This is a genomic window from Bdellovibrio sp. HCB288 (assembly GCF_047305935.1).
In the GTDB taxonomy this organism is placed as follows: Bacteria; Bdellovibrionota; Bdellovibrionia; order Bdellovibrionales; family Bdellovibrionaceae; genus Bdellovibrio.
On record NZ_CP178619.1, the window covers coordinates 230,766 to 250,248 of the forward strand.

The 19,483-nt window shown below is 46.8% G+C and carries 20 protein-coding genes and 1 tRNA gene; 8 read left to right on the forward strand and 13 right to left on the reverse strand.

From position 1 onward, the window contains the following. Positions 1-10: 10 nt before the first annotated feature. From ACLVWR_RS01120 to ACLVWR_RS01140, 5 genes are all read right to left on the reverse strand, one after another. Positions 11-838: a S1 family peptidase gene (locus ACLVWR_RS01120; protein ID WP_413582126.1), complete on the reverse strand. Its 828-nt coding sequence runs from the start codon at positions 836-838 to the stop codon at positions 11-13. A 31-nt stretch (positions 839-869) separates the two neighbouring features. Next, complete coding sequence (locus tag ACLVWR_RS01125; protein WP_413582127.1) at positions 870-1,700, reverse strand: S1 family peptidase; 831 nt, start codon at positions 1,698-1,700, stop codon at positions 870-872. A gap of 722 nt (positions 1,701-2,422) precedes the next feature. Beyond that, positions 2,423-2,959 carry a hypothetical protein gene (locus ACLVWR_RS01130; RefSeq protein WP_340596726.1) on the reverse strand — a complete coding sequence of 179 codons (537 nt, stop codon included), beginning with the start codon at positions 2,957-2,959 and terminating at the stop codon, positions 2,423-2,425. Between the two features lie 205 nt (positions 2,960-3,164). After that, positions 3,165-3,710, reverse strand: a complete 546-nt coding sequence (locus ACLVWR_RS01135; RefSeq protein ID WP_413582128.1) for a hypothetical protein — start codon at positions 3,708-3,710, stop codon at positions 3,165-3,167. A gap of 84 nt (positions 3,711-3,794) precedes the next feature. Next, entirely contained in the window at positions 3,795-4,568 is a 774-nt protein-coding gene (locus tag ACLVWR_RS01140) for an AMP nucleosidase (RefSeq protein WP_340596724.1), read from the reverse strand. A 79-nt stretch (positions 4,569-4,647) separates the two neighbouring features. On the opposite strand from ACLVWR_RS01140, the gene ACLVWR_RS01145 reads away from it, so the two are divergent. Next, positions 4,648-5,532, forward strand: coding sequence for a pirin family protein (locus ACLVWR_RS01145; RefSeq protein WP_413582129.1), 885 nt, complete (start codon positions 4,648-4,650; stop codon positions 5,530-5,532). Between the two features lie 13 nt (positions 5,533-5,545). On the opposite strand, the gene ACLVWR_RS01150 is transcribed toward ACLVWR_RS01145, so the two are convergent. After that, complete coding sequence (locus tag ACLVWR_RS01150) at positions 5,546-6,280, reverse strand: transglycosylase SLT domain-containing protein (protein ID WP_413582130.1); 735 nt, start codon at positions 6,278-6,280, stop codon at positions 5,546-5,548. Between the two features lie 236 nt (positions 6,281-6,516). Here ACLVWR_RS01150 and ACLVWR_RS01155 point away from each other — a divergent pair. Together ACLVWR_RS01155 and ACLVWR_RS01160 are read left to right on the forward strand one after the other, a co-directional pair. Beyond that, a tRNA-Arg gene (locus tag ACLVWR_RS01155) sits at positions 6,517-6,592 on the forward strand. Between the two features lie 181 nt (positions 6,593-6,773). Beyond that, entirely contained in the window at positions 6,774-8,627 is a 1,854-nt protein-coding gene (locus ACLVWR_RS01160) for a hypothetical protein (protein ID WP_413582131.1), read from the forward strand. Here the strand turns inward: ACLVWR_RS01160 and ACLVWR_RS01165 are convergent, their stop codons facing one another. The 3 genes from ACLVWR_RS01165 to ACLVWR_RS01175 form a co-directional block, all read right to left on the reverse strand. Continuing rightward, a complete protein-coding gene (locus ACLVWR_RS01165; protein WP_413582132.1) occupies positions 8,628-9,923 on the reverse strand; it encodes a helix-turn-helix domain-containing protein in 1,296 nt (431 codons plus the stop codon). Between the two features lie 109 nt (positions 9,924-10,032). Then, entirely contained in the window at positions 10,033-10,953 is a 921-nt protein-coding gene (locus ACLVWR_RS01170) for an acyltransferase domain-containing protein (protein WP_413582133.1), read from the reverse strand. A 2-nt stretch (positions 10,954-10,955) separates the two neighbouring features. Next, positions 10,956-12,293: a ferritin-like domain-containing protein gene (locus tag ACLVWR_RS01175; RefSeq protein WP_413582134.1), complete on the reverse strand. Its 1,338-nt coding sequence runs from the start codon at positions 12,291-12,293 to the stop codon at positions 10,956-10,958. A gap of 265 nt (positions 12,294-12,558) precedes the next feature. Here ACLVWR_RS01175 and ACLVWR_RS01180 point away from each other — a divergent pair, with 265 nt between their 5' ends. Further along, positions 12,559-13,248, forward strand: a complete 690-nt coding sequence (locus ACLVWR_RS01180) for a hypothetical protein (protein WP_413582135.1) — start codon at positions 12,559-12,561, stop codon at positions 13,246-13,248. On the opposite strand, the gene ACLVWR_RS01185 is transcribed toward ACLVWR_RS01180, so the two are convergent. Continuing rightward, the gene (locus ACLVWR_RS01185; protein ID WP_413582136.1) at positions 13,249-13,596 is read right to left on the reverse strand and encodes a KH domain-containing protein; all 348 of its coding nucleotides are present in this window, start codon (positions 13,594-13,596) and stop codon (positions 13,249-13,251) included. A gap of 143 nt (positions 13,597-13,739) precedes the next feature. On the opposite strand from ACLVWR_RS01185, the gene ACLVWR_RS01190 reads away from it, so the two are divergent. The 3 genes from ACLVWR_RS01190 to ACLVWR_RS01200 are packed head-to-tail and all read left to right on the forward strand — an operon-like array spanning position 13,740 to position 15,812. Beyond that, positions 13,740-14,198, forward strand: coding sequence for a hypothetical protein (locus ACLVWR_RS01190; protein ID WP_413582137.1), 459 nt, complete (start codon positions 13,740-13,742; stop codon positions 14,196-14,198). Between the two features lie 20 nt (positions 14,199-14,218). Beyond that, positions 14,219-15,376, forward strand: coding sequence for a beta-ketoacyl synthase N-terminal-like domain-containing protein (locus ACLVWR_RS01195; RefSeq protein ID WP_413582138.1), 1,158 nt, complete (start codon positions 14,219-14,221; stop codon positions 15,374-15,376). After that, entirely contained in the window at positions 15,360-15,812 is a 453-nt protein-coding gene (locus ACLVWR_RS01200) for a hypothetical protein (RefSeq protein ID WP_413582139.1), read from the forward strand. The genes ACLVWR_RS01195 and ACLVWR_RS01200 overlap by 17 nt, the downstream gene beginning before the upstream one ends. On the opposite strand, the gene ACLVWR_RS01205 is transcribed toward ACLVWR_RS01200, so the two are convergent. The 3 genes from ACLVWR_RS01205 to ACLVWR_RS01215 are packed head-to-tail and all read right to left on the reverse strand — an operon-like array spanning position 15,809 to position 17,819. Beyond that, positions 15,809-16,450, reverse strand: a complete 642-nt coding sequence (locus tag ACLVWR_RS01205; RefSeq protein ID WP_413582140.1) for a TPM domain-containing protein — start codon at positions 16,448-16,450, stop codon at positions 15,809-15,811. The two genes, ACLVWR_RS01200 and ACLVWR_RS01205, sit on opposite strands and share 4 nt — an antisense overlap. A gap of 35 nt (positions 16,451-16,485) precedes the next feature. Beyond that, entirely contained in the window at positions 16,486-17,226 is a 741-nt protein-coding gene (locus ACLVWR_RS01210) for a TPM domain-containing protein (RefSeq protein WP_413582141.1), read from the reverse strand. Further along, on the reverse strand, positions 17,226-17,819 hold the full coding sequence (locus tag ACLVWR_RS01215) for a LemA family protein (protein WP_340596709.1): 594 nt from the start codon (positions 17,817-17,819) through the stop codon (positions 17,226-17,228). The genes ACLVWR_RS01210 and ACLVWR_RS01215 overlap by 1 nt, the downstream gene beginning before the upstream one ends. Before the next feature lie 73 nt (positions 17,820-17,892). Here ACLVWR_RS01215 and ACLVWR_RS01220 point away from each other — a divergent pair, with 73 nt between their 5' ends. Beyond that, positions 17,893-19,461, forward strand: a complete 1,569-nt coding sequence (locus tag ACLVWR_RS01220; RefSeq protein ID WP_413582142.1) for a class I SAM-dependent methyltransferase — start codon at positions 17,893-17,895, stop codon at positions 19,459-19,461. Positions 19,462-19,483 lie beyond the last annotated feature (22 nt).

The window sequence follows — 19,483 nt, forward strand, 5'->3', positions numbered from 1 at the left end:
CCAATTCGAATTAGTAATTCACGAACTGTGGATATTCCGCTTCCATAGATTGAGCGGCATAATTCAAAAAGTCTTTGTAGTTCACAAGCAAAGTATAGTTACCGTAGTGATGACAGTCTTCATAGCCCGACTCCGGACCACGAGTGGCACCCGCCAGAATCAAACCGAAGGACGTCTCGATGAAGCCAGGACCGCCGGAGTCACCATTGCACGCACCTGAACCACGAGTTTGATCGGTCACGACCTCTTGATCACGAACCTGAGCAATTTCAACCACGGTTTTTTGCATAGTCACGGTCTTGATATTTTCGGTTTCAGACATACGCCCCCAACCCACAAGAGTCATGGGCATGCCCGCTTTCAATGTTTTTACATTGTTCAGGATCGCCACAGGTTTGAAACCTTCCGGAGCATCCGAAACAAGCTTGATCACTGCCACATCGTACTCGGAACGCTCAGTGCGGGAATTCACACCGAAATCACGGTGACTGATGGCTTCCTCAATTTCGATTGCATTGGCATGTTCAAAAGAATCAGGCAATTCCGTACCAAAGAAGATCTTGGTCTGCACACGCTCCAACATCTGTGTGCAATGGCTTGCCGTCACAACCAGATTTCTGGAGATCAAAGTACCCGTGCAATAAGGCACAACGCTGCCGTCACGCGGATTCCGTCCAAGCAACGCCACTGTGGATTCAGCATAGGCCTCGCTCGCAGTCACATTTTCGCCGTTGATGATTTGCGATTTATTGGCTGCATCGACTTTTAAGGTCTCTGCGACATTGTTTTGAGTACACGCTGCCAAAGCCAAAAGTGGGATCATCATTAGTTTTTTCATCTGTACGTTCCTTAATTAATTTTTTAATTTTCTATTCAACAAAAACTGGCGGCTCCCCGCCCAGTACGGTCGCGACTTTTTGCAGGAACTCTTTAAATCCCGGCAAAGAGGCGTAGACCACTTTGGTGTGACAATCGACGGATCCGTAAGCGGAACCGCTTGTCGCACCAATCACTACCAGACCGCGATCCGTTTCCAGAAACGCCGGCCCACCGGAATCACCCCAGCAAGCGCCGGTTCCTTTGGACTGGTCCACTGTGATTTTTCTGTCTTCAACACTGACAATATCCACATGCGTGCTTTGCAAAAGCGTGGACATCGCACTTACGAACTCATTGGTACGGCCGAACCCCGCAAGCAATACAGACTGCCCCATTCGCAATCCCGCCTCGGACCCCAGAATCGGCACTGGTACTGCCCATTTGGGTGCTGACGTACGCAGCTTAATCAAAGCGACATCACGAAGCTCATTAATGGATCGGGTGTGGCTCTCGCCCACTGGCGGAGTCAAATAATCATAGGAAATGGCGCGGTCGATCTCGCGCAAATCACCTTCATTTTTGGAGGTGTAAGTTTCAGGTCCAAATGAAACAACCATTTCATAACCAGAATATATTGGCTCCACACAGTGCCCGGCAGTCACCACCAAGTCCTTGGAAACCAAGGTTCCCGTACAGACCGTTCTGATACGATCACCATCAGCAAGCATCAGGGCAACGGTTGCATTCGCGACAGTGCTGTCACGATCCACGGACTTACCATTGATGATTCTGTCTTCCTGCGCCACTGGCACCGGACCTGAATTTTTGGGGGAGCAGGCAGCCACTAAAAGCATCACCGGCAACAAAGCCCACAGTTTCATAAAAGTCTCCAAGCTAAAAATGCAAAAAAGACTAAAGCGAAATCCGGGCCAATACTTTCCACCCTCATAACGAGCCCAGACACTTTAAAGAATTTATCTGGAACGCCACAATGAACGCTTTACCCGCTTCACTGTCTAAGGATTAGACAATAGCAAATCACCTCTTGGATTTACTGTTATCCGTGAGCGAACTAAAGCGGCTCATAACTGTAAAATCACCGGTCGCAAAAACCGGATGCCACATTGGGAAACAATATACTTAAAATATGATTGAATCAGGAGCGTATGCAGCCCCTTCCAGGAGTCCGTGATGATGTGCAGGTTGGAATTTTCAAAACTTGTTTTCTCGGGTTTTCCTACAGAAATGACGATTCCTTTGGGATCCAACTCGATGAAAGGGCAATAAACTTCGCGCCCTTTTTGGGAAATTAATTCGATATTATCGGGATCAACATGAATAATCATGTGTCTTGAAAACCAACTCAGTATCGACACTTCACTCACCTTTCACATGACCAGATTGATATCAACAGGGCATATAGGGGTTGTCAATTAACTGACGTTTATATGCCTACGTAATCCCCTTCTCTTGACACGCCTCAAAACCGAACGGTTCTGCGTTGCATTCAACTCTGAAGTTCTGAAATTACCGGCTGTCCAAATCAAAAAAAAAGGACCGCTCTTCAGCAGTCCTTTTTCTATTTTCGATTTTCAATTCTCGATTATCTGCGGCCGGATTTGATTTTCACTTGAAGTTTAGAGATCAAGTGAACAGCCATTTTCTCTTGCACGCGGCACATTTTAAGTTCGTCGCGGCGGTAAGATCTTTGAGAAGGAGTCAAAGTTCCTGTCTCAAGTTCCATTTCGTAATCCAACTTGGAAGAACGGATGCCTTCAAGTTCTTTAGTTTGGGTTTTGAAAAGCTTAGTTACGCCAGACAATGGAGCAACTTCGATCCACTCTTCTTTACCGCGGTACCAGCTCACCATACGCAAGAAGCGAGCTTTATTTTTCGCCAAAGTGAACTTTGGAAAACCTACGTCTGGAAGCTCAAGAATGTTATCAACATCATCAAGGTTCAAGTCATCTTCTTCACCTTCACTAAGAAGGTTGTCAGAAAGTCCTGCCAAAACTGCAGCTTCTGACTCTTCGTCTACGTCGATATCGAATGCAGACGTCTTTTTGGTATTCTTCTCATCAAGGTCAGAATCCAAATCAGAATCAATTTCTTCGGCCATATTGTTGCCTGGATTGATCAAAGCGAGCCTCCCCAAAGTACATGTCACAAAGTACAAATTAGAATAAACACTGATTGAAAGTGGGAAGAGTTATATCGCAACTTTCACGATGACACAATATGTTAATTGCGTGAAAAAAGGTGAAAATCACAAGATCAACTCTACAAAGTCGAATCATTCTTGGGTTTTTCGATTCGACTTTGTGTACCCAGCTGACAGCCAGAAATTATTTATACGCTGATACATCCACTCTAAAACCACCTGGTTTTTTCCAGAAATACTTATTACTGGCCACGATTCGGATGGACGCAATCGGGCGTGTTTGTATGTACGCGGTTCGTCTTGAGCCCGCGATCAACTCCCCTTCCAACTGAGTTTCGTAGCGAGAATCTCCATAGTCAGCGTACGTAATAATCACTTCTTTGATTTTCACGTTATTTCTGGTGCCCGTCAGACTGATGTTACTGACATGGCGCCAGGTGCTATTGGGATAGAAAATGAATGCACGTTCCTTGAATCGCCCCGTATCACCGGCCCCGAGACTGTATTCACGAAGCTCGTTGGATGGCGGTTGAGGGTTTTGGGGTGGCTGAGGGTTCTGAGGAGGCTGCTGAGGCGGCCTTGGAGCAGGAGGTTGCGGTTGCTCTGGCTGTTCAGGCTCCTCCGGCCATTCTTGCCCGGGAGGGTCATCTGGGAGCGGCATGGGAAGATCTTGCTCGGCATGGGAGAAAGAGAAAGTAAAAACGGTCAAAAACAAAACTATCCACTTCATGGCGCTGGCCTCCTATTCCCCTCAAGAAAATAAAAAACCAGCGCGCCTATCAATCATTGAAAGGCGCGATTGTCAGAAAACAGATTAGTCAAAACGCAGATGTTTCACGGACTCACCAGAGTCGCGCAATTCGCGAAGTGCGTCGATACCGATGCTGATGTGCTTATCCACGTAATTTGACGTCACTTTTTTGTCGCTTTCTTCCGTTTTGACTCCATCTGGAATCATTGGGTTATCAGAAACCAACAACAAAGCACCACGAGGTATTTCGTTAACGAAACCGGTTACGAAAATCGTGGCAGTTTCCATGTCCACAGCCATTGCGCGGGTGCTGGTCAGATAATCTTTGAACTTATCGTCATGTTCCCACACGCGTCTATTCGTGGTGTAAACAGTCCCCGTCCAATAATCGCAGTTATGCTTCGCGATCATCGAGGAAACCGAACGCTGCAAACGGAAAGACGGCAAAGCCGGGATTTCAGCAGGAAGGTATTCATTACTAGTCCCCTCGCCACGGATCGCGGCGATTGGCAGGATAAAGTCACCCAATTGGTTTTTCTTTTTCAAGCCACCGCATTTACCCAAAAACAAAACAGCCTTCGGGTTGATAGCGGACAACAAGTCCATACAAGTAGCGGCCAGGGCGGATCCCATGCCGAAGTTGATGATCGTGATATTTTCAGCCGTCGCAGATTGCATAGGGCGGTCTGCACCACGCAGAGGAACGTCGAATTTTTCTGCAAACATTTTCACATAGCCGCTGAAGTTCGTAAGCAAAATATATTGCCCGAATTCATTTAGAGGTACGCCTGTGTAGCGAGGCAGCCAGTTATCAACGATTTCCTTTTTTGTTTTCATTCTTGTCCTTAACTTTTTTATCGTCAGATGAATTGATCAAGGATAGCATAGTTTTTATCTTCAGAAAAGGGGCATTAACATGAGCGTCACTGAAAATAGCATCTTGATGGAAATTCCTCCGCGTTTGCTCTCCTTAGGAGGCGGCTCCGAGGTGCATCGCATGATTCCTTACGCGAAAAAACGCATGGTCGGCCCCTTTATCTTTTTTGATTATTTTCCAGCAACGGAATTTGGCCCGCAGCAGGGTATTCATGTGCGCCCTCACCCACATATCGGGCTTTCAACTTTGAGCTATCTTTTGGAAGGCCAAGTTCTTCATCACGACAGCCTGGAAAATAAAGTTCTGCTGAATCCTGGCGATGTAAATTGGATGACCGCAGGCGATGGGATCTCGCACTCAGAGACGACTCCCGCGGATCTGAAGGATGTTCCTCACCGTTTGCACCTGTTGCAATTCTGGGTGGCGTTGCCTTTGGCTGAAGAAGATCGCAAACCAAGCTTCATGCATCATCCAAAATCCACGATTCCCCGCTTTAAGGTGAAAGATGCAGACGTCACACTGATTGCGGGCGCAGCATTGGATCACGCCTCTCCGGTGGAGGTTTTCTCGGACCTGTTTTTCATGGATGTCCATTTGAAAACCGACAAGGAATTTTATTTTGATCCCCGCGGTGATGAGTTGGCTTTTTATATTTTAAAGGGCCGTTTAAAAGTGGGCGAAAAAAGCATCCCGCCGGATGACTTCGTAGTTCTGGTTCAAGGCTCCCCTCTTCACGTTATTGCGGAAGAGGACACTCAGTTTATCGTACTGGGCGGAACTCCCTTCCCTGAGCCTCGCCACATCTATTGGAATTTTGTTTCTTCTTCGAAAGATAAAATTGAGGCTGCGAAAACGAAATGGGCTAACAAATCATTTCCGCAAGTGCCAGGGGAACCGGATATCATTCCCCTGCCAGAAAACTAACCAGAGAATTAATTTACTTACAGATTGAAATCGCTTTTGTTCCCGCTGTGATTTTCGCATAGGGGGAGTTCGTTGAACGCAGAACTGACCAGTAACGAGCTCCGCCCTTCCAACTGCCGCTGACTTTACCTGCGATGCGACCATCGCGCTCCATCCAACGATTCAGGATACGAATCCCACAGGCAAGATTCTTGTACGGATCATGCACTTCGCTGGCTGATTTAAAGCCGCAACCGTAAGCGTTACCAGATTCTATCGAAAGCTGCAGCAAACCACGGCTAACCACACGGTTGCCTTTGCTGTCGTTGAAGGATTCTGTGTAGGCTGTTGCAGGTTTAAAGTTACTTTCGTACTTCACCATTTGGGACATTAGGTATGTCCAGAACTCTTTGCGCTCTTGATAAGACAAAGAATTGTACTTAGGGCAGAAAGTCGTCGCATCCGCAGGCTTCACGTCCAACAGATCCTGTCCCAAAACTTCAAGCTGGGCATCCACGTAATCGGTCCATTTTTTACCATCCGCATGAGCACTTTCCCAAAGTGGCGTCACCTGACGGCCTGTGGTCGGCTCAGAAGGCGTTGGGGATGGTGTTGGCGACGGTTTAGGTGTCGGAGTTGGCGTTGGTTTAGGAGTGGTTGTCGGCGTATCAGAAATCGGAGGCTTCGCCATCGCAGCCGCTTGGTGAGCGGAAAAGAAGGTTACAAGGATTGCGGATAAAATAGTGATTTTGATTTTCGCATTTGTCATGCCGATGAATTCGGCCTGCTCATATTTGGACTTTAATAATTTTTTTTGTGTCTAGGAACTAGTCTGAAACTTCGCGGAAAAGCGTCCAAATTGTCGTCAAAACCAAGACCAGTGGGGGCTTTATGCCCCAACCGAGCATCCTTAATTCCAAGGCTAACTGCCGCCATCAGGCCTGCGGCGCATCACGCTATCAGTTGATTTACGGCAAGCATCGTTGTTAGTCTAAGCCCCATTGTGCAGTCGTAGTTCAATGGATAGAGCACTTGGCTTCGAACCAAGGGGTTGCAGGTTCGAGTCCTGCCGACTGCACCATCTTTCGCCAGGGCTTCGGCTGGGACAGAGCGCCCTTATTCATTTTCAAAATCTTAGAATTGATTCCCAGATTTCGGATAAAATCAGCCCAAATCAATTTTACAGCTAGCTGGAGTCGCCAACCGTACGGCCCGGATACTGCTTTACTCCATAGCGCAATCCAAATTTAAAGGAGAACGTTATGAAAAAATTTGTAAAGCCCCTAATCTGCCTGTTGCTTTTAACAGCCGCTGCATGTTCGCCGCAATCTCAAGAACAAACAGCTCCCCATCCCACCACGCATACCCCCCAAAATCAAAACTCACCTATTTACGTGAATGGGGAGATCATTGGTGAAATCAATCGCACTGCTTCCAGCGTAGCCGAAATTGAAAAAGCGAGAGAGCGTCGCCGCGCCACAGGTCTACAACCAATTTCCGTAGATCCAATACACAATGCTTCCGTCTACAAAATCACAGGACTTGCTGATGAAGATCAGTTCATGGTTGCTCCCCGACTCTTTGTCTACGGCACCAATGTGAAAAATCTCCTTCGCGGGCCCGATGGCAATGTGCAAATTCCATTTAACATTGCCATCATTGACGGTCTTTCCACTCATATTCACGCACCTGATGTGTCAGGTCAGGCCTTGGAAGTGCCGGAGTTATTGAGAGTTAAAAACTATGCTGATTTGAAAAATGAATTGTTACAACACGGATCACCTTACAAAAAGTTTTCCGTGGGAGCTATACCTGGATGTCCCAGCCGAATTTCAATCTCAGCCGCGGGTAGTACCTACGACGTTACACCTGACTACATTAAAGAATCTGACTACTGCGAACTGAACAAACCTTTCACCGTACAGCTGAAAGTCCCTGAAGTGACTGCACGAAATATCATGGGCAGCTCCCTGCGTTCGAACAACGTCGATATTTTTGTTAACTATGCCGTGATGGTTCCGGTGCCAGTCAGTCAGATGTCTGTGAAATTTAACAGAACAAAATTGTTTGAAGCCATTCAAGCACGAATGACGGGCCAATATCCTCCGTATGGCAGAGCAGAGCTAAACGCCAACATTCAATCGGTATTTGAATCGAGCAAAATGAATATCTACATTCAAGGTGAATATACAGAGCAAATGAGTCGCCTGGTAGACCAGGCGGTTGCAGAATTCTTCGTACCTTTCCGTCCGGATCCAAAATTACCGGCTCCATCCAAGTGTGATTCGTTTGGCTGCTTTGATGTTAGCTTTGCGAGCCTTAACGATAGCAGCGATTTCGAGGTAAAATGGACTCACAGCGAAAATATGCGCATTGAAAAAGTAATACGTATTGGCTCAAAACTTAAACCTGTAAATGACGTTGAAGTGCCTTTTGGTCGCGATCAAAAACTTGGCACATCAACAGCAGCAGTTTTCACCAATAAAAACCCAAATCCAGAGACAAATCCTTTGAATGTCTATTCGGCAGGACTGACACCCCAGCGCGGAGCTGTTTTGGAATTGATTCCGACGAGCTACTCCATGGAACGACGCCATCGCAATGAAGAAACCAAATTGGACGCCAGATCCTGGAGAGAATGCACTGGTCGTGTCGGATGGGAAAACAAATGCTCCTATACGAATCGTACTGAAGAACTTTATTCCCATGAGTTCACAGGCGATGATAAATGGATCACAACCATCAATCCGCTGGGTAGTATACCGCGTTTATTGAACGGCCTGAAAGTTTACTTCCGCTTTTCAAATGGTGAGTCTTTCACTTGCAATCTGGAAGATCTGGAAGGTGAATCAAATAACTCAGTACGCACGATCCTCATCGAAAATTCACCAGCCTGCCCTCTGTTCGATGAAAGCAGAAAAGTAATTACGGATTTTGGCTTGATCAACAACACATTGCTGGATTCAGTCACATTCATTCAAGGAAATAAACTGGTCACAAATTATGGTAAGGACTGGTCCACATACAAAGAAGTCACTTACTCTCCCGAGGTTCAGATCTCCGGACGCTTAAAAATGATCGGTTTGGGATTCATGTCCATCCACGAAATCAAGTAATCAGAAATAGTAATAGTCGACAATCTGCTCAGGAGAGATCATTTTTTTCTCCTGAAGCTGAGCCAGAAGCTCCAATGGTCGGCTTACGTTGCGGGATTCGTAAAATTTTTTTGCCCGGGCAATCATGCTATTCCGTATGGCCGGGGCTTCCGGATTCAAACGTGACAGCAAAACACCATCCAACACTATTCCTGCCCAATAGTGCTCGGCATGACGGGCTTTGAACAAACGAACATCCAGATTTTTCTTCGCCTCCTGATAGCGTCCCGTCAAGATGAAATATAAAAACTCAGCTTGCGAGGCAAGCGGGCAATAGCGCTCCCAATTCATAATTCTTTTGATGGCCCGTGCCCGGCCGTAACAGTGCTGTGAATCTTCAATAGAACCACCTGAAAACTGTACGATGAATCCACTGTAGTAGTAAGCGATCAACACACCCCGGCTCCAGCCGATACGCTCTGCCATTTTCAGCATTCGTTTAATGGTGACTTGCGCCTTCTTATAGTCTTTCAATCTTAAATATGTCTGAAACAACAGCAAATGGGACCATCCCACCAAATGAGCATGTCGCGAATGTTGTCGATGACTGACCAAAACTCCACGACGGAACTCGCGAATCGCCTCCGCATGTTCACCCTTATGAAGACAAATTCGTCCTTGTACATAAGAGTGCTCGGCAAAAATACTGAGTTTTTTTACTGACCCAAAAAGATCTTTGGAGAGTTGAAGGTAATGAATGGACTTATCATAATCCCCAAGAGTTTCTTGAAGTCGGGCTTTCCAAACCAGAATGTCAGCCAGGCTCTCGTTAAGAGAATGAGATTGCGCAATCTGTCCCGCGCGCTCCAACCAAATTTTTGTTGCAGTAAATTTTCCGAGATAAAAGGAACTGACCGCTAAATTGCGGTAAACCACCATCTGTTGCTCTGAGGGTAAGGTATCCATTTTTACGGCTTTTAAAACTTCGCGAAAACGACCCCAAGAATCAGTCAGCCGTACTTGATCAAAATTGCGTTCTGAACAGAATTCGATCAGGGATTTATTCCAGGGACGCAACTTCACGTGTGGCGACGCGCGACGAATCTGCGAAGGACAAACTTTCAGGATACCAGCCAATTTTTCCAGGGTATCGGGTTTAACCCGTCGAATTGTGCAGTTCAACCAACGCTGAACTGTTTTCGTGGTCACCTGCATCTTGACGGCAAGATCAAAGCGCGAAAGCCGCCTTTGTTGCAGCAATGTGTTGAGTACTTCTCCATCAATTTCAACAAACTCAGAGCCCATGTAGTTAAGCATTACTGACTACCGGTAAATATGGCAGTCTAGTTTGTAACTTTAATGAAAGCGTTCACGGATTCTAATATTTTCTAATTAAATGCTAATTTACTCTGAACATCGCTGGGCATCATGCGTTCAGGATTTCAAATGCTTCCTCGGTCTGCACCTTCACGGGAATATCGCGCATCAATCCGGAGAGACTCCGACATGGACCGATGTTAATAAAGCGACTGACGCCCTTCTCCCGGACAAGACTTTGCACGGAGGAGGACCAGTGAATTGTTTTGGTAATGCTTAGCAAAAACTCATCTTTAATGAGTGATGGCTCACGTAATTCCTGAGCACTTAAACTTGAGAAAATTGGAATTTGAGGAGCATGTGTGCGGACATGAGCAAAGTCGCTTTCGACCGCTAAGACGTAAGGCAGGATGTAACGTGAATGCGCAGGATAGTCTAAAATATTCATAGTATTCCAGCCCTTCTCCCGTGCACGCTCCTCCACTTTTTTCAAATCGGCGTATCGTCCACCCACATTCAAAAATCGCGGTGTCAGACAGGAAACGTCGACCTGCACTTCATCAAACCAGGCATAGTCTTCAGTTTGAAACTTTTCACCTTTGGGTGCGAGCACGCCGATATTGCGACCGATCTTATCAACCCCATCAATTCTTTGCGTGAACCAAATATGATTGTAGATGGCGTCCTCAAAACTATACGCACCCGCAAATACCGCACGGGCAAGATCCCCGAGGGAGCACCCCATCACCCAATCCGGTGATGCACCTAACTTTTCCCGCAGTCGCTCTGCCACACCGGTTTGAATACAACAAATCGCCACCGCAGCCAGGCTGATATTTTGAATGGAATAGATCTCTTCGGTTGGCAGTTCCAAAAACTCCTTGAAGTTGAACTCCCTGCCAAAGCGAGTGGCAATAATGTCTTCGGCTTTAGCAAAGTAACTTTGCACTTCTGGAAGATGTGAAAAACGATTGCGGTCTGATTTTCTGATCAGGGCATTCAACCCTGGAAAGATATATGCGGTCACCACGACTACATCTCCATAACTGCAAGTTGCTCAGCAACAACAGATTCCGACGGAAGTGCGGAAAAGGCTTTTGCATAAGGCGGTATGAAGGAGTCCTTTTGATCGAACTCCTGCAGAATTTGAATCACACCGGAGGCCGTGCTCTCGAATATTTCCTCCTCCATTTGGCGGACAAACTTCAGAGTCTCCGGATTAAGCAAATTCCGTTCATTAAGGCTGGCATTCACCATCTGGGTGTGCTCGGCCTCGTCTTCCAAAATCTGCGAAACGATATAGGCGACACCGACATTGTCTGTCCACTTCACCAACTCGCTGTAGTGTTTAAACACCCGCATCTCAAGCCCCCAGGCACCGTACAAATACAACATCTCGGGGTCCTTCAATTCACGCACCAGCGCACTGAAGAATCGTCCCAGATATCTTTCCATTTTTCTATTCAGACGATGTTCAAGTTCTTTGTAACCAGGAACCGCGAGCCAGCGTCGACGCTCCAATAATACGGAACGTTGCAAAAGTTTCGCGTGGCGCATTTCATCTTCTACATGGGCAGGCATCTGCTCGGGCAATGGCAAATTGCGGGAGGTGAATTCGCGCTGCATATGGATCGCTGCATTGGATTCAGAAAAACTCAGTGCCTGAACCCAGGCCACGGTGGCAGCCGGTCGCTCCCCCAACATCCACGCCAGTCTGGTACTGGCTTTACTGCCAATGTTGGGAGTGGTTTGGGACTTTTTATAAATTCGAATCAGATCTGTCATGCGCTGAACCATGCAGCGGCACATTTCTTTTTCGATCAGCTGCAATTGCTGCAACGACAATTGATCTTCCTCTGACAATGACTCTCGAAACTTTTTTCCCAACTGAATGTGGGCCGTCTCGTCTTTTAAAACTTCACTCATGGCTTCACGAATATGCGGGAAGCGAGTCGCCGGAATGTAGGAGGAGTAAATCTGAAATGGAAACTGTTCAATCGTGATCGCGCCATGAACATAGGCCGCGAAACGGTTATTGGCCTGCAAGAGCACGGGATTTCCGAAAAAGCTTTTGGTGAAGGACTCCGTCATCGCACAGAGGCGCGTTCGTAAATCCCTTTCCGCTTCGCTGGCAGGCTCCTGAACAGGACGAATTCGTGTGATCACATCGCGGTGACGGTATTCATCCCCCGCGTGAGACTTGATCTCTGCAACAAATTCCTGAGGCGTTGATAATGAGATGTTTCCCAGTATCTGTTCCGCAGCCAGATCTTCCATATGGGCCATTGCCGTCAGCCAGGCAGACTCAACGTTTGCGTCATCAGTGATTTCACTCATTAGGTCTTGAATTGTGGTTGCAAAGCTTTTCATATGGATGCCATAGCATAGAACAACTTGTTGTACTTACTGCCATGACAATTGCGAAATTATTTCGTGCTCCATAAGAGTGCCGAACAAAAAGTTAACGAGGGATCACCTGAGTTTGCGGTGCGGCAAAAAATGCGTACAAAGCGAAGCGTCCACAAGAGGTCATGCAGTTTCAAGTAGCTTCTCACTTCGCTGTTAAATAGGGAATTTATTGACCCCATTCGGGTTCCTGAATAGGCCTTATCAGGTACATATTTAAGGAGTTTAAATGAAAAGCCTATTATCCCTTTTTACCCTGACCCTACTGACTGCAACAGCCACGCATGCTTCAACAACGACCGTTCAAGGTAACTGGGGCGTGGATCAAATCAACTGGCAAATCAGTTCGACGGAGCAAGGCCAGACTTGGACTCTGCAATCAGGCAGCTCAACCAAACAACTGCAAATTCAAAACAAAGACGCTGCGACATCCACAATCACTTCTGCAGACGGATCAACAACGCTAAAGATTGCTCAAAGCAACACCAACACTTCGGTGCAGGGCCAGTTGGATGGTCGCACGGTTGATCTTGCCATCGAGCATACCAATAACGGAACCCATTGGTTTAATGGTGTTTTCAAAAATCACCGCCCGTCTTTGAGAATTGATGTTCCGACAGAACAACGCAAAGAAGGTCGTGCAACTGGATTCTTCAAAAATGAACTTGCGGACCTGTATTTGATCCGCAGAACTGATGGATATTCGTTCAAAGGCTACATGAATGGCTACTGGATTGATGTTGCAATTAAAAAATCCGGCAACACATACAGCTTGGAAGGCGCATATCTAAGCAAGAAAATTTCTTTACAAGCAACTACTGATGGTTCCATCGACGATGTGATCGAGTACTTGCTATTGGATATGCCCGTTCCTAATTCTGACTTTTTAAACTTGGGATCCATGGAGACAGCTGAATAACTAACCAGCTTCCGCGGCGAAATAAGGAACTTCAACGATCGAGCGAATACCGTGACGTGCGGTCAGCGCCAATGAAATCGTGCGAAGTCCAGCGATCATTTTTCCGCGGGAACCCAGGATTCTTCCGAAATTCCTGCGTGAACATTCGATTTTAAAGATGGTCGTGCGCTCACCCTGCACGATGTTGACAGATACTTCTCCTGGATGGTCCACAATCAACACCAAGATCTCTTCAAGCTTCTTGCGAGTCGCCTCCAGGACCTCACTTTTGTTCGGTGTAAAATTGAGGTCAACAACGTTGGATTCACGTCCAACATCCTGATTTGATTTACGAATAACGATTGGCATCCTTCTCTCCTGATGACTCATGTCTTCTCCGTTTTTTCTAATGTTTGATTACATTTCGGAAATACTCCACGGAATTAAATAGAACCTGAGAATGACTAGCCTCTGTCCACCGTGTCCACCATACTGGAAAAAGAGGAGATGCAATGAAATTACTAGCGACGACTATCTCGATACTTTCCATCACACTTGCGGCCCATGCCGAAAAAGAAAAAACTCAGATTCCTTTCAAGTCTGATTTCGGCAACTACGAAATCACTGGTTGCGCAGGCCAAACGTTCCAATTGGATTGCAAACTAAAGTCAGTCAGCATTGATTCAGTTCAAAATGCCGAAACCGTGAACTTCACCTTCAAATCTGAAGATGGAAAAGTCGTGAACAACAACATTGAAGTCATGGCTAATGACAAATTCACCAGTGAAGACGATGTTTCTGTGTTATCTGTCGCAAAAAGAAAGAATCCCAGCAACTGGAGTGAGGAATCACAAGAAATCACGCTGGATAAGTCAGATGCAAAACAATGGACACTGACCTTCGCAGTTGTTCGCGAAAACCTTGGGAAGTCCGTAAAACGACAAATTGAATATAAAGTTAAGAAAAAATAAAGTCGTTATGGAGGTGCCATGTGTACATCCAAAACTATTCTTGTATAACTGCGGCAGGTGCTGGCACACCTGCCATGATGACGGCGCTTTACAGTGGAACTGATTGCTCGATCGCCGGTGAAAGTGGAGGCAGAATTTGCTACCTCAATAAAAATCCACAAAAAATCCACAGCTATACTGACATCTTCGTAAATGCATTTAAGGAGCTGATCTTTCCACTGCGCGAAGGCTTATCCAAGGAATCCTACACCGACCTTGCCAAAGGGCGCGTGGTTCTTATTTTCGCCTCCAACAAAGGCGCCCTCGAGGACTACGTCTGGAAAGCCACCCCTGAAACCATTCGTGAATTGCCCGACCCCTATTTTGAAATTCTAAAATACTTCCAGGAAAACGCAGTGGACTTGGAGTGGGTTTTTGATTGCTCCATTGGCAACGCCAGCATTTCCAGCCATGCCGCCCTCGAGTACGCACAGGATCTGTTTGCGAGCAACCGCGCTGAATATGCACTGATTGTTTCCGGCGATCTTATTGGACCATTTGTGGAAAAGGGTTATCAGTCTTTGAATTTGCTGACTCACTCCAAATGCAGACCTTTTTCCGAAAATGCGGATGGACTGCAATTAGGGGAAGCCATGGGAGTGGTGCTGCTGTCGCGGGAGCGTAAATCGGCCGAGGATATAAAATTACTGGGCGTCATCACCAAAACTCAGGGCACATCGACAATTCCACCTGTTCTGGACAGTCAGGCGCTATTCGAAACGCTAAAAGAATTAAACACATCCTCGCCACTGCACCCGGATCTTATTCTTGCTCACGGCTCCGGAACAAAGCCTTCCGACAGCGCTGAGGACCGTGCTCTGACTGACTTTCTGGATTCCATCAAAGATTCCGATGTGCCAATCACCTCGACAAAATGGTGTATTGGCAACACGGAGGGTGCCTGTGGCCTGATGGATCTTATTGCTGCTTGTGAAATTCTAAAAACGCAGAAGGTTTTTAAAATTCACAACACCAGTAAAAAGGACGCCTCACTCAAGGGCCGGTATCTTCTCTCGTCAGATGCCTTGAGTACGGACACCAAAATTCGTCAAATATTAATGACCACCCTGGCCTTTACCGGAATATATGCCGCTTGCGCCGTGGGTATTGAAGAGGACGATCGTGAAAATTCAAATTGAAATTCAAAATCGCCCCGAGCCTGTATGGAAAGATAAAATCCCCGAATGGGTAAAGTTAAGCGAAACCAGCTACGCCTTTTGCGAAGCCATTCATCAATGGGAGTACTTGAAAGAGCGACCACGTCCCGATGTTATTTTCCTGGCCATCCCAAAAGGATCCAATCTTGCGGATTTCGAGTTTGTGGCAGACAACGCAAAAAATGCTGATAAATTCATTTTCACATTTCCCAACATGAACGCTTCCATCATTATGCAGATGCTGGGCTTCGGGGGTCGCGTCCTGTGTTTCAGCAATGGGGAAAAAACGGCAGAGTTTGCCATCAATGAATGCAAGGAAATGGAAAAGGCCGAAAAAACCGCGTGGCTGTTCACCAGTCCGGCTGCGCTTGATGATGGGAAACGTGTTGTATTGTTCTCGTCCTATCCGTCAAATTAACGGATCACCAGATTGTTTTTCAGCTGATTGTGGCCGCCATCAGTGTGAGGAAAATGCTCATGCAAGTGCTTGCCACAAGCTTCAATGGCTACGGTGAAACCCTCGGCCCAGTTTCCTGAGTGCAGCTGTTCACTGAATTTGGCAAGAACGTTGTTCCAGGTTTCCGGAGGAAGTTTGCTATTAATCCCTTCGTCCGCCAGGATCACTGCTTTTCTTTCCATCACAGAAACGAAAATCAAGATACCCGTACCTTTTTGAGTGCGGTTGATTTTATTAAGATAAAATTCCAATTGAGCGCGCTGATGGACCTGAGAAAGCTCGTCCTTTTCAGGTACGAATATCTTCTGGATAAAATGAATTCGCGCCAATGCAAAAGAAAGATAATAAACGGCCACCACTAAAAATGGCCAGACATACACCCATGGTGTCGTCCATAACAAATCGGCAAATGGAAGTTCTGCGATAACCAGTATCAACAGCAGCAACAACGTTAACGTCATCGGAATATGTCCCACAGATGAGGAACTCTTCACAATCACGGGAACGATTTCGCCGTCTGTGTGTTCTTCGACCACGTGAATGGTTTCAGAAATCTGCGCAATCTCTTTGTCGGAAAGATATTTATTAATCCATGCCATCGCTCACTCCAAACCCTTGCGCTTAAGTGTGCGCACTACCATGACCCCGAAGAACCACCGCCACTGAATCCGCCGCCTCCGCCAGACCAGCCGCCTCCGCCACCGGAACCCCAGCCGCCGCCACCGAATGTGCCGCCGCCAAAGCCACCGCCACCGCGCATATGACGACCACGACCGCCGCCAAATCGTCCAAGAACAGAAATGATTATCAACAGCAGAATAATGATACCAACCGGTATCCCTCCGCCTTTGTCGTCTTTTCTGGACTCGGTGGTAATACCTTGTTCGTCCGCAAATTCTTTATCCGCCAGAGCCATGATCTGGCCCACACCTGCGTAGATGCCCTCTGCGAATCGCTGTTTGCGGAAATAAGGTGTCACCACATCGGCAATGATACGTTTTGCATACACATCAGGAATGGCGCCCTCGAGTCCCTGTCCGACTTCGATACGCATTCGACGATCCTGAAGGGCAATCAGAAATAGAACTCCGTTGTCTTTTTTCTCGTCGCCCAGTTTCCATTGATCCGTGATTTTGATTGAAGCCTGTTCAATCGGCTCCCCTTCCAGCGTGTTCACCACCAGAATTTGAATTTGTGCCTTCCCCCGCTTGTTGAAATCCATCAACAATTGGGTCAGGTCCTGACGCATGCTTCGTGGAATCACTCCCACTTCATCCATCACAGGTCCCTGCAAGGCAGGAACCTTGAATTCAGCATGGGAGGCAAATCCCAGTAACATCAATATTGAAAAAAGAAACGACGTTAACAACTTCATTAGAATTTAACTTCTGGAGCTTTCTCGGCAGTTGCTTTTTCTTCAGCAGTCATATCCCACTGAGGCATTTTCGGGAAATGATACATGATCGAGTTCGTCCAGCTGGTTGGTGGAACTGTCACAAGGTTGTTGAACTGATTGATCGATTCAATATAACGCTGACGAGCGATAGTGATTCGATTTTCTGTGCCTTCCAATTGCGCCTGCAAATCACGGAAGTTTTGATCCGCTTTCAGGTTAGGATAGTTTTCTGTGACAACCATCAAGCGACCCAAAGCTTGAGACAAACCACTTTGTGCTTTTTGGTATTCAGCCAATTGTTCCGGCGTCACTTTGGACGGATCAATTTGCATGGATGTTGCTTTGGCACGTGCTTCCACAACTTGAGTCAAAGTAGTCTCTTCGTGCTTGGCATAACCCTTAACCACGTTCACCAGATTAGGAATCAAATCAGCTCGACGTTTGTATTGGTTTGATACCTCTGCCAAAGCAGCTTCCGTCGCATTCTTGGATTGAGGGATGCTTTGAATCCCGCAACCTGCCAGAAATGGCATAACCAAAGCCACCAAAAGAATCTTAGTCATCATTTTCATAGGAAATTCCTCCATGACCATTTCTATCGAATCTCTCAGTGACGCTCAATGAAAACCGGTCTATATTAGTTGAATGACACGCACGATTAAGCTTCGCTACACCGAGACATCCGGGTGCATCTTTATTGACAAGATTGCCGGCCTGAACACCCACACTCCCGAACATGGGCAGCGTGGTTGTGTTGAAGTGTATGAAGAGGAACTGGATCGCAAACTCTTTGTCGTGCATCGTCTGGACAAAGCCACCTCCGGCGCTCTGTGTTTTGCAACGAGTTCTGAAATCGCAGCCGAGATGACGCGTCTTTTTGAACAACATTTGGTAAGCAAAAAGTATCTTTTTTTAACTGACAAGCCCGCCGGGTCTCTGGAGTTCACTTACCAGTCGTACATCGAAAAGGTCCGCAACCAATTTGTCAGCCACAAAGACAAAGACCCGAATGCCAAAACCACATTCAAATGGCTTAAATCACTGGGCCGCTTTCAACTCTGGGAAGCGACTCCCCATTCCGGCAAACCTCACCAGATCCGTCTTCATGCTGAAGCAAAAGGGATTCCGATTCTAGGCGACAACGAGCACGGCGGCAGTCCTTTTTATCGTCTATGCCTGCATTCTCACTCCTTGGAATTCACATTGCGTGGCGAACACGTCAAATTTGAAACGGATATTCCGGTTTGGGCCAAAGATGGCGAACTCAACGAACACGAAGAAGACCTGGTCGTGGCTGAAGCCTTCCAGCGCCGCGAACGTCTGTTCCATTTTTCTGAATTGAAAGAGGAATCTCTGCGTCTGGCTCACCGCGAGCTGGACACTTATCGTATCGATCAATACGGCGATTACCTTTGGGTTTACTGGTACAAAGAAGAAGATCCTTCCGTGCCGGACCTTTTGCGCTTTGAAAGAGTCGCGAAAAAACTGAAAAAGAAAATCCTGATCCGCAAAATGTTAAATCGCGGTGATGACCCGAATGCCGAGCTTTTGTGGAATATCGGCCAAACTCAACCTTCCTGGGTTGCCAAGGAAAATGGCGTTAAGTATGAGCTTCGCAGTGACACCGGTCTTTCTCCGGGCCTGTTTTTGGATCAGCGCGAAAATCGCCTGTGGGTCAGCGCTCACGCTCAAGACCGCCGTGTTCTGAATTTGTTTTCCTACACCAGTGGATTCAGCGTTGTTGCCGCAATGGCTGGAGCCGCGGAAGTCTGCACTGTCGACGTATCCTCTAATTTTCTTGATTGGAGCAAGCGAAACTTCACGCTGAATGGCCTGGATCCCGAAAACGAAAAATATGAGTTCTGGAACAGCGATTGTATTCTTTTTTTAAAAGGCACGGTTCGCCGCAAGCGCAAATTCGGACTGATTGTCTGTGATCCCCCCTCTTTTGGTCGCTCAAAAAACGGCGTATTCTCCATCAGCAAAAACTTTGACGAGTTGGTGGTCAATGCCCTGTACTGCCTTGAAAAAAATGGCTTGCTGCTTTTCTGTACCAACTACGAAAAATGGAACAGCGGCGATCTGCACCTGCGCTTGGAAAAGTTAAAACGCGAATTCTCATTCAAAATTTTACCTGCACCCTCGCAAGGCATGGACTTCGAACTCCCCGATCAGGAGCCTTTGATGAAGTCCATTATCATCCGAAAGAACTAGCACAAGAATGCAGTTCTTAAAC

Bases quoted from the DNA above. Each gene is read 5' to 3' on its own strand.
- ACLVWR_RS01135 (WP_413582128.1), bottom strand. From the start codon at position 3,710: ATGAAGTGGATAGTTTTGTTTTTGACCGTTTTTACTTTCTCTTTCTCC.
- ACLVWR_RS01210 (WP_413582141.1), bottom strand. From the start codon at position 17,226: ATGAAGTTGTTAACGTCGTTTCTTTTTTCAATATTGATGTTACTGGGA.
- ACLVWR_RS01205 (WP_413582140.1), bottom strand. From the start codon at position 16,450: ATGGCATGGATTAATAAATATCTTTCCGACAAAGAGATTGCGCAGATT.
- ACLVWR_RS01160 (WP_413582131.1), top strand. From the start codon at position 6,774: ATGAAAAAATTTGTAAAGCCCCTAATCTGCCTGTTGCTTTTAACAGCC.
- ACLVWR_RS01140 (WP_340596724.1), bottom strand. From the start codon at position 4,568: ATGAAAACAAAAAAGGAAATCGTTGATAACTGGCTGCCTCGCTACACA.
- ACLVWR_RS01145 (WP_413582129.1), top strand. From the start codon at position 4,648: ATGAGCGTCACTGAAAATAGCATCTTGATGGAAATTCCTCCGCGTTTG.
- ACLVWR_RS01215 (WP_340596709.1), bottom strand. From the start codon at position 17,819: ATGAAAATGATGACTAAGATTCTTTTGGTGGCTTTGGTTATGCCATTT.
- ACLVWR_RS01180 (WP_413582135.1), top strand. From the start codon at position 12,559: ATGAAAAGCCTATTATCCCTTTTTACCCTGACCCTACTGACTGCAACA.
- ACLVWR_RS01165 (WP_413582132.1), bottom strand. From the start codon at position 9,923: ATGCTTAACTACATGGGCTCTGAGTTTGTTGAAATTGATGGAGAAGTA.
- ACLVWR_RS01185 (WP_413582136.1), bottom strand. From the start codon at position 13,596: ATGCCAATCGTTATTCGTAAATCAAATCAGGATGTTGGACGTGAATCC.
- ACLVWR_RS01150 (WP_413582130.1), bottom strand. From the start codon at position 6,280: ATGACAAATGCGAAAATCAAAATCACTATTTTATCCGCAATCCTTGTA.
- ACLVWR_RS01220 (WP_413582142.1), top strand. From the start codon at position 17,893: ATGACACGCACGATTAAGCTTCGCTACACCGAGACATCCGGGTGCATC.
- ACLVWR_RS01175 (WP_413582134.1), bottom strand. From the start codon at position 12,293: ATGAAAAGCTTTGCAACCACAATTCAAGACCTAATGAGTGAAATCACT.
- ACLVWR_RS01190 (WP_413582137.1), top strand. From the start codon at position 13,740: ATGAAATTACTAGCGACGACTATCTCGATACTTTCCATCACACTTGCG.
- ACLVWR_RS01120 (WP_413582126.1), bottom strand. From the start codon at position 838: ATGAAAAAACTAATGATGATCCCACTTTTGGCTTTGGCAGCGTGTACT.
- ACLVWR_RS01125 (WP_413582127.1), bottom strand. From the start codon at position 1,700: ATGAAACTGTGGGCTTTGTTGCCGGTGATGCTTTTAGTGGCTGCCTGC.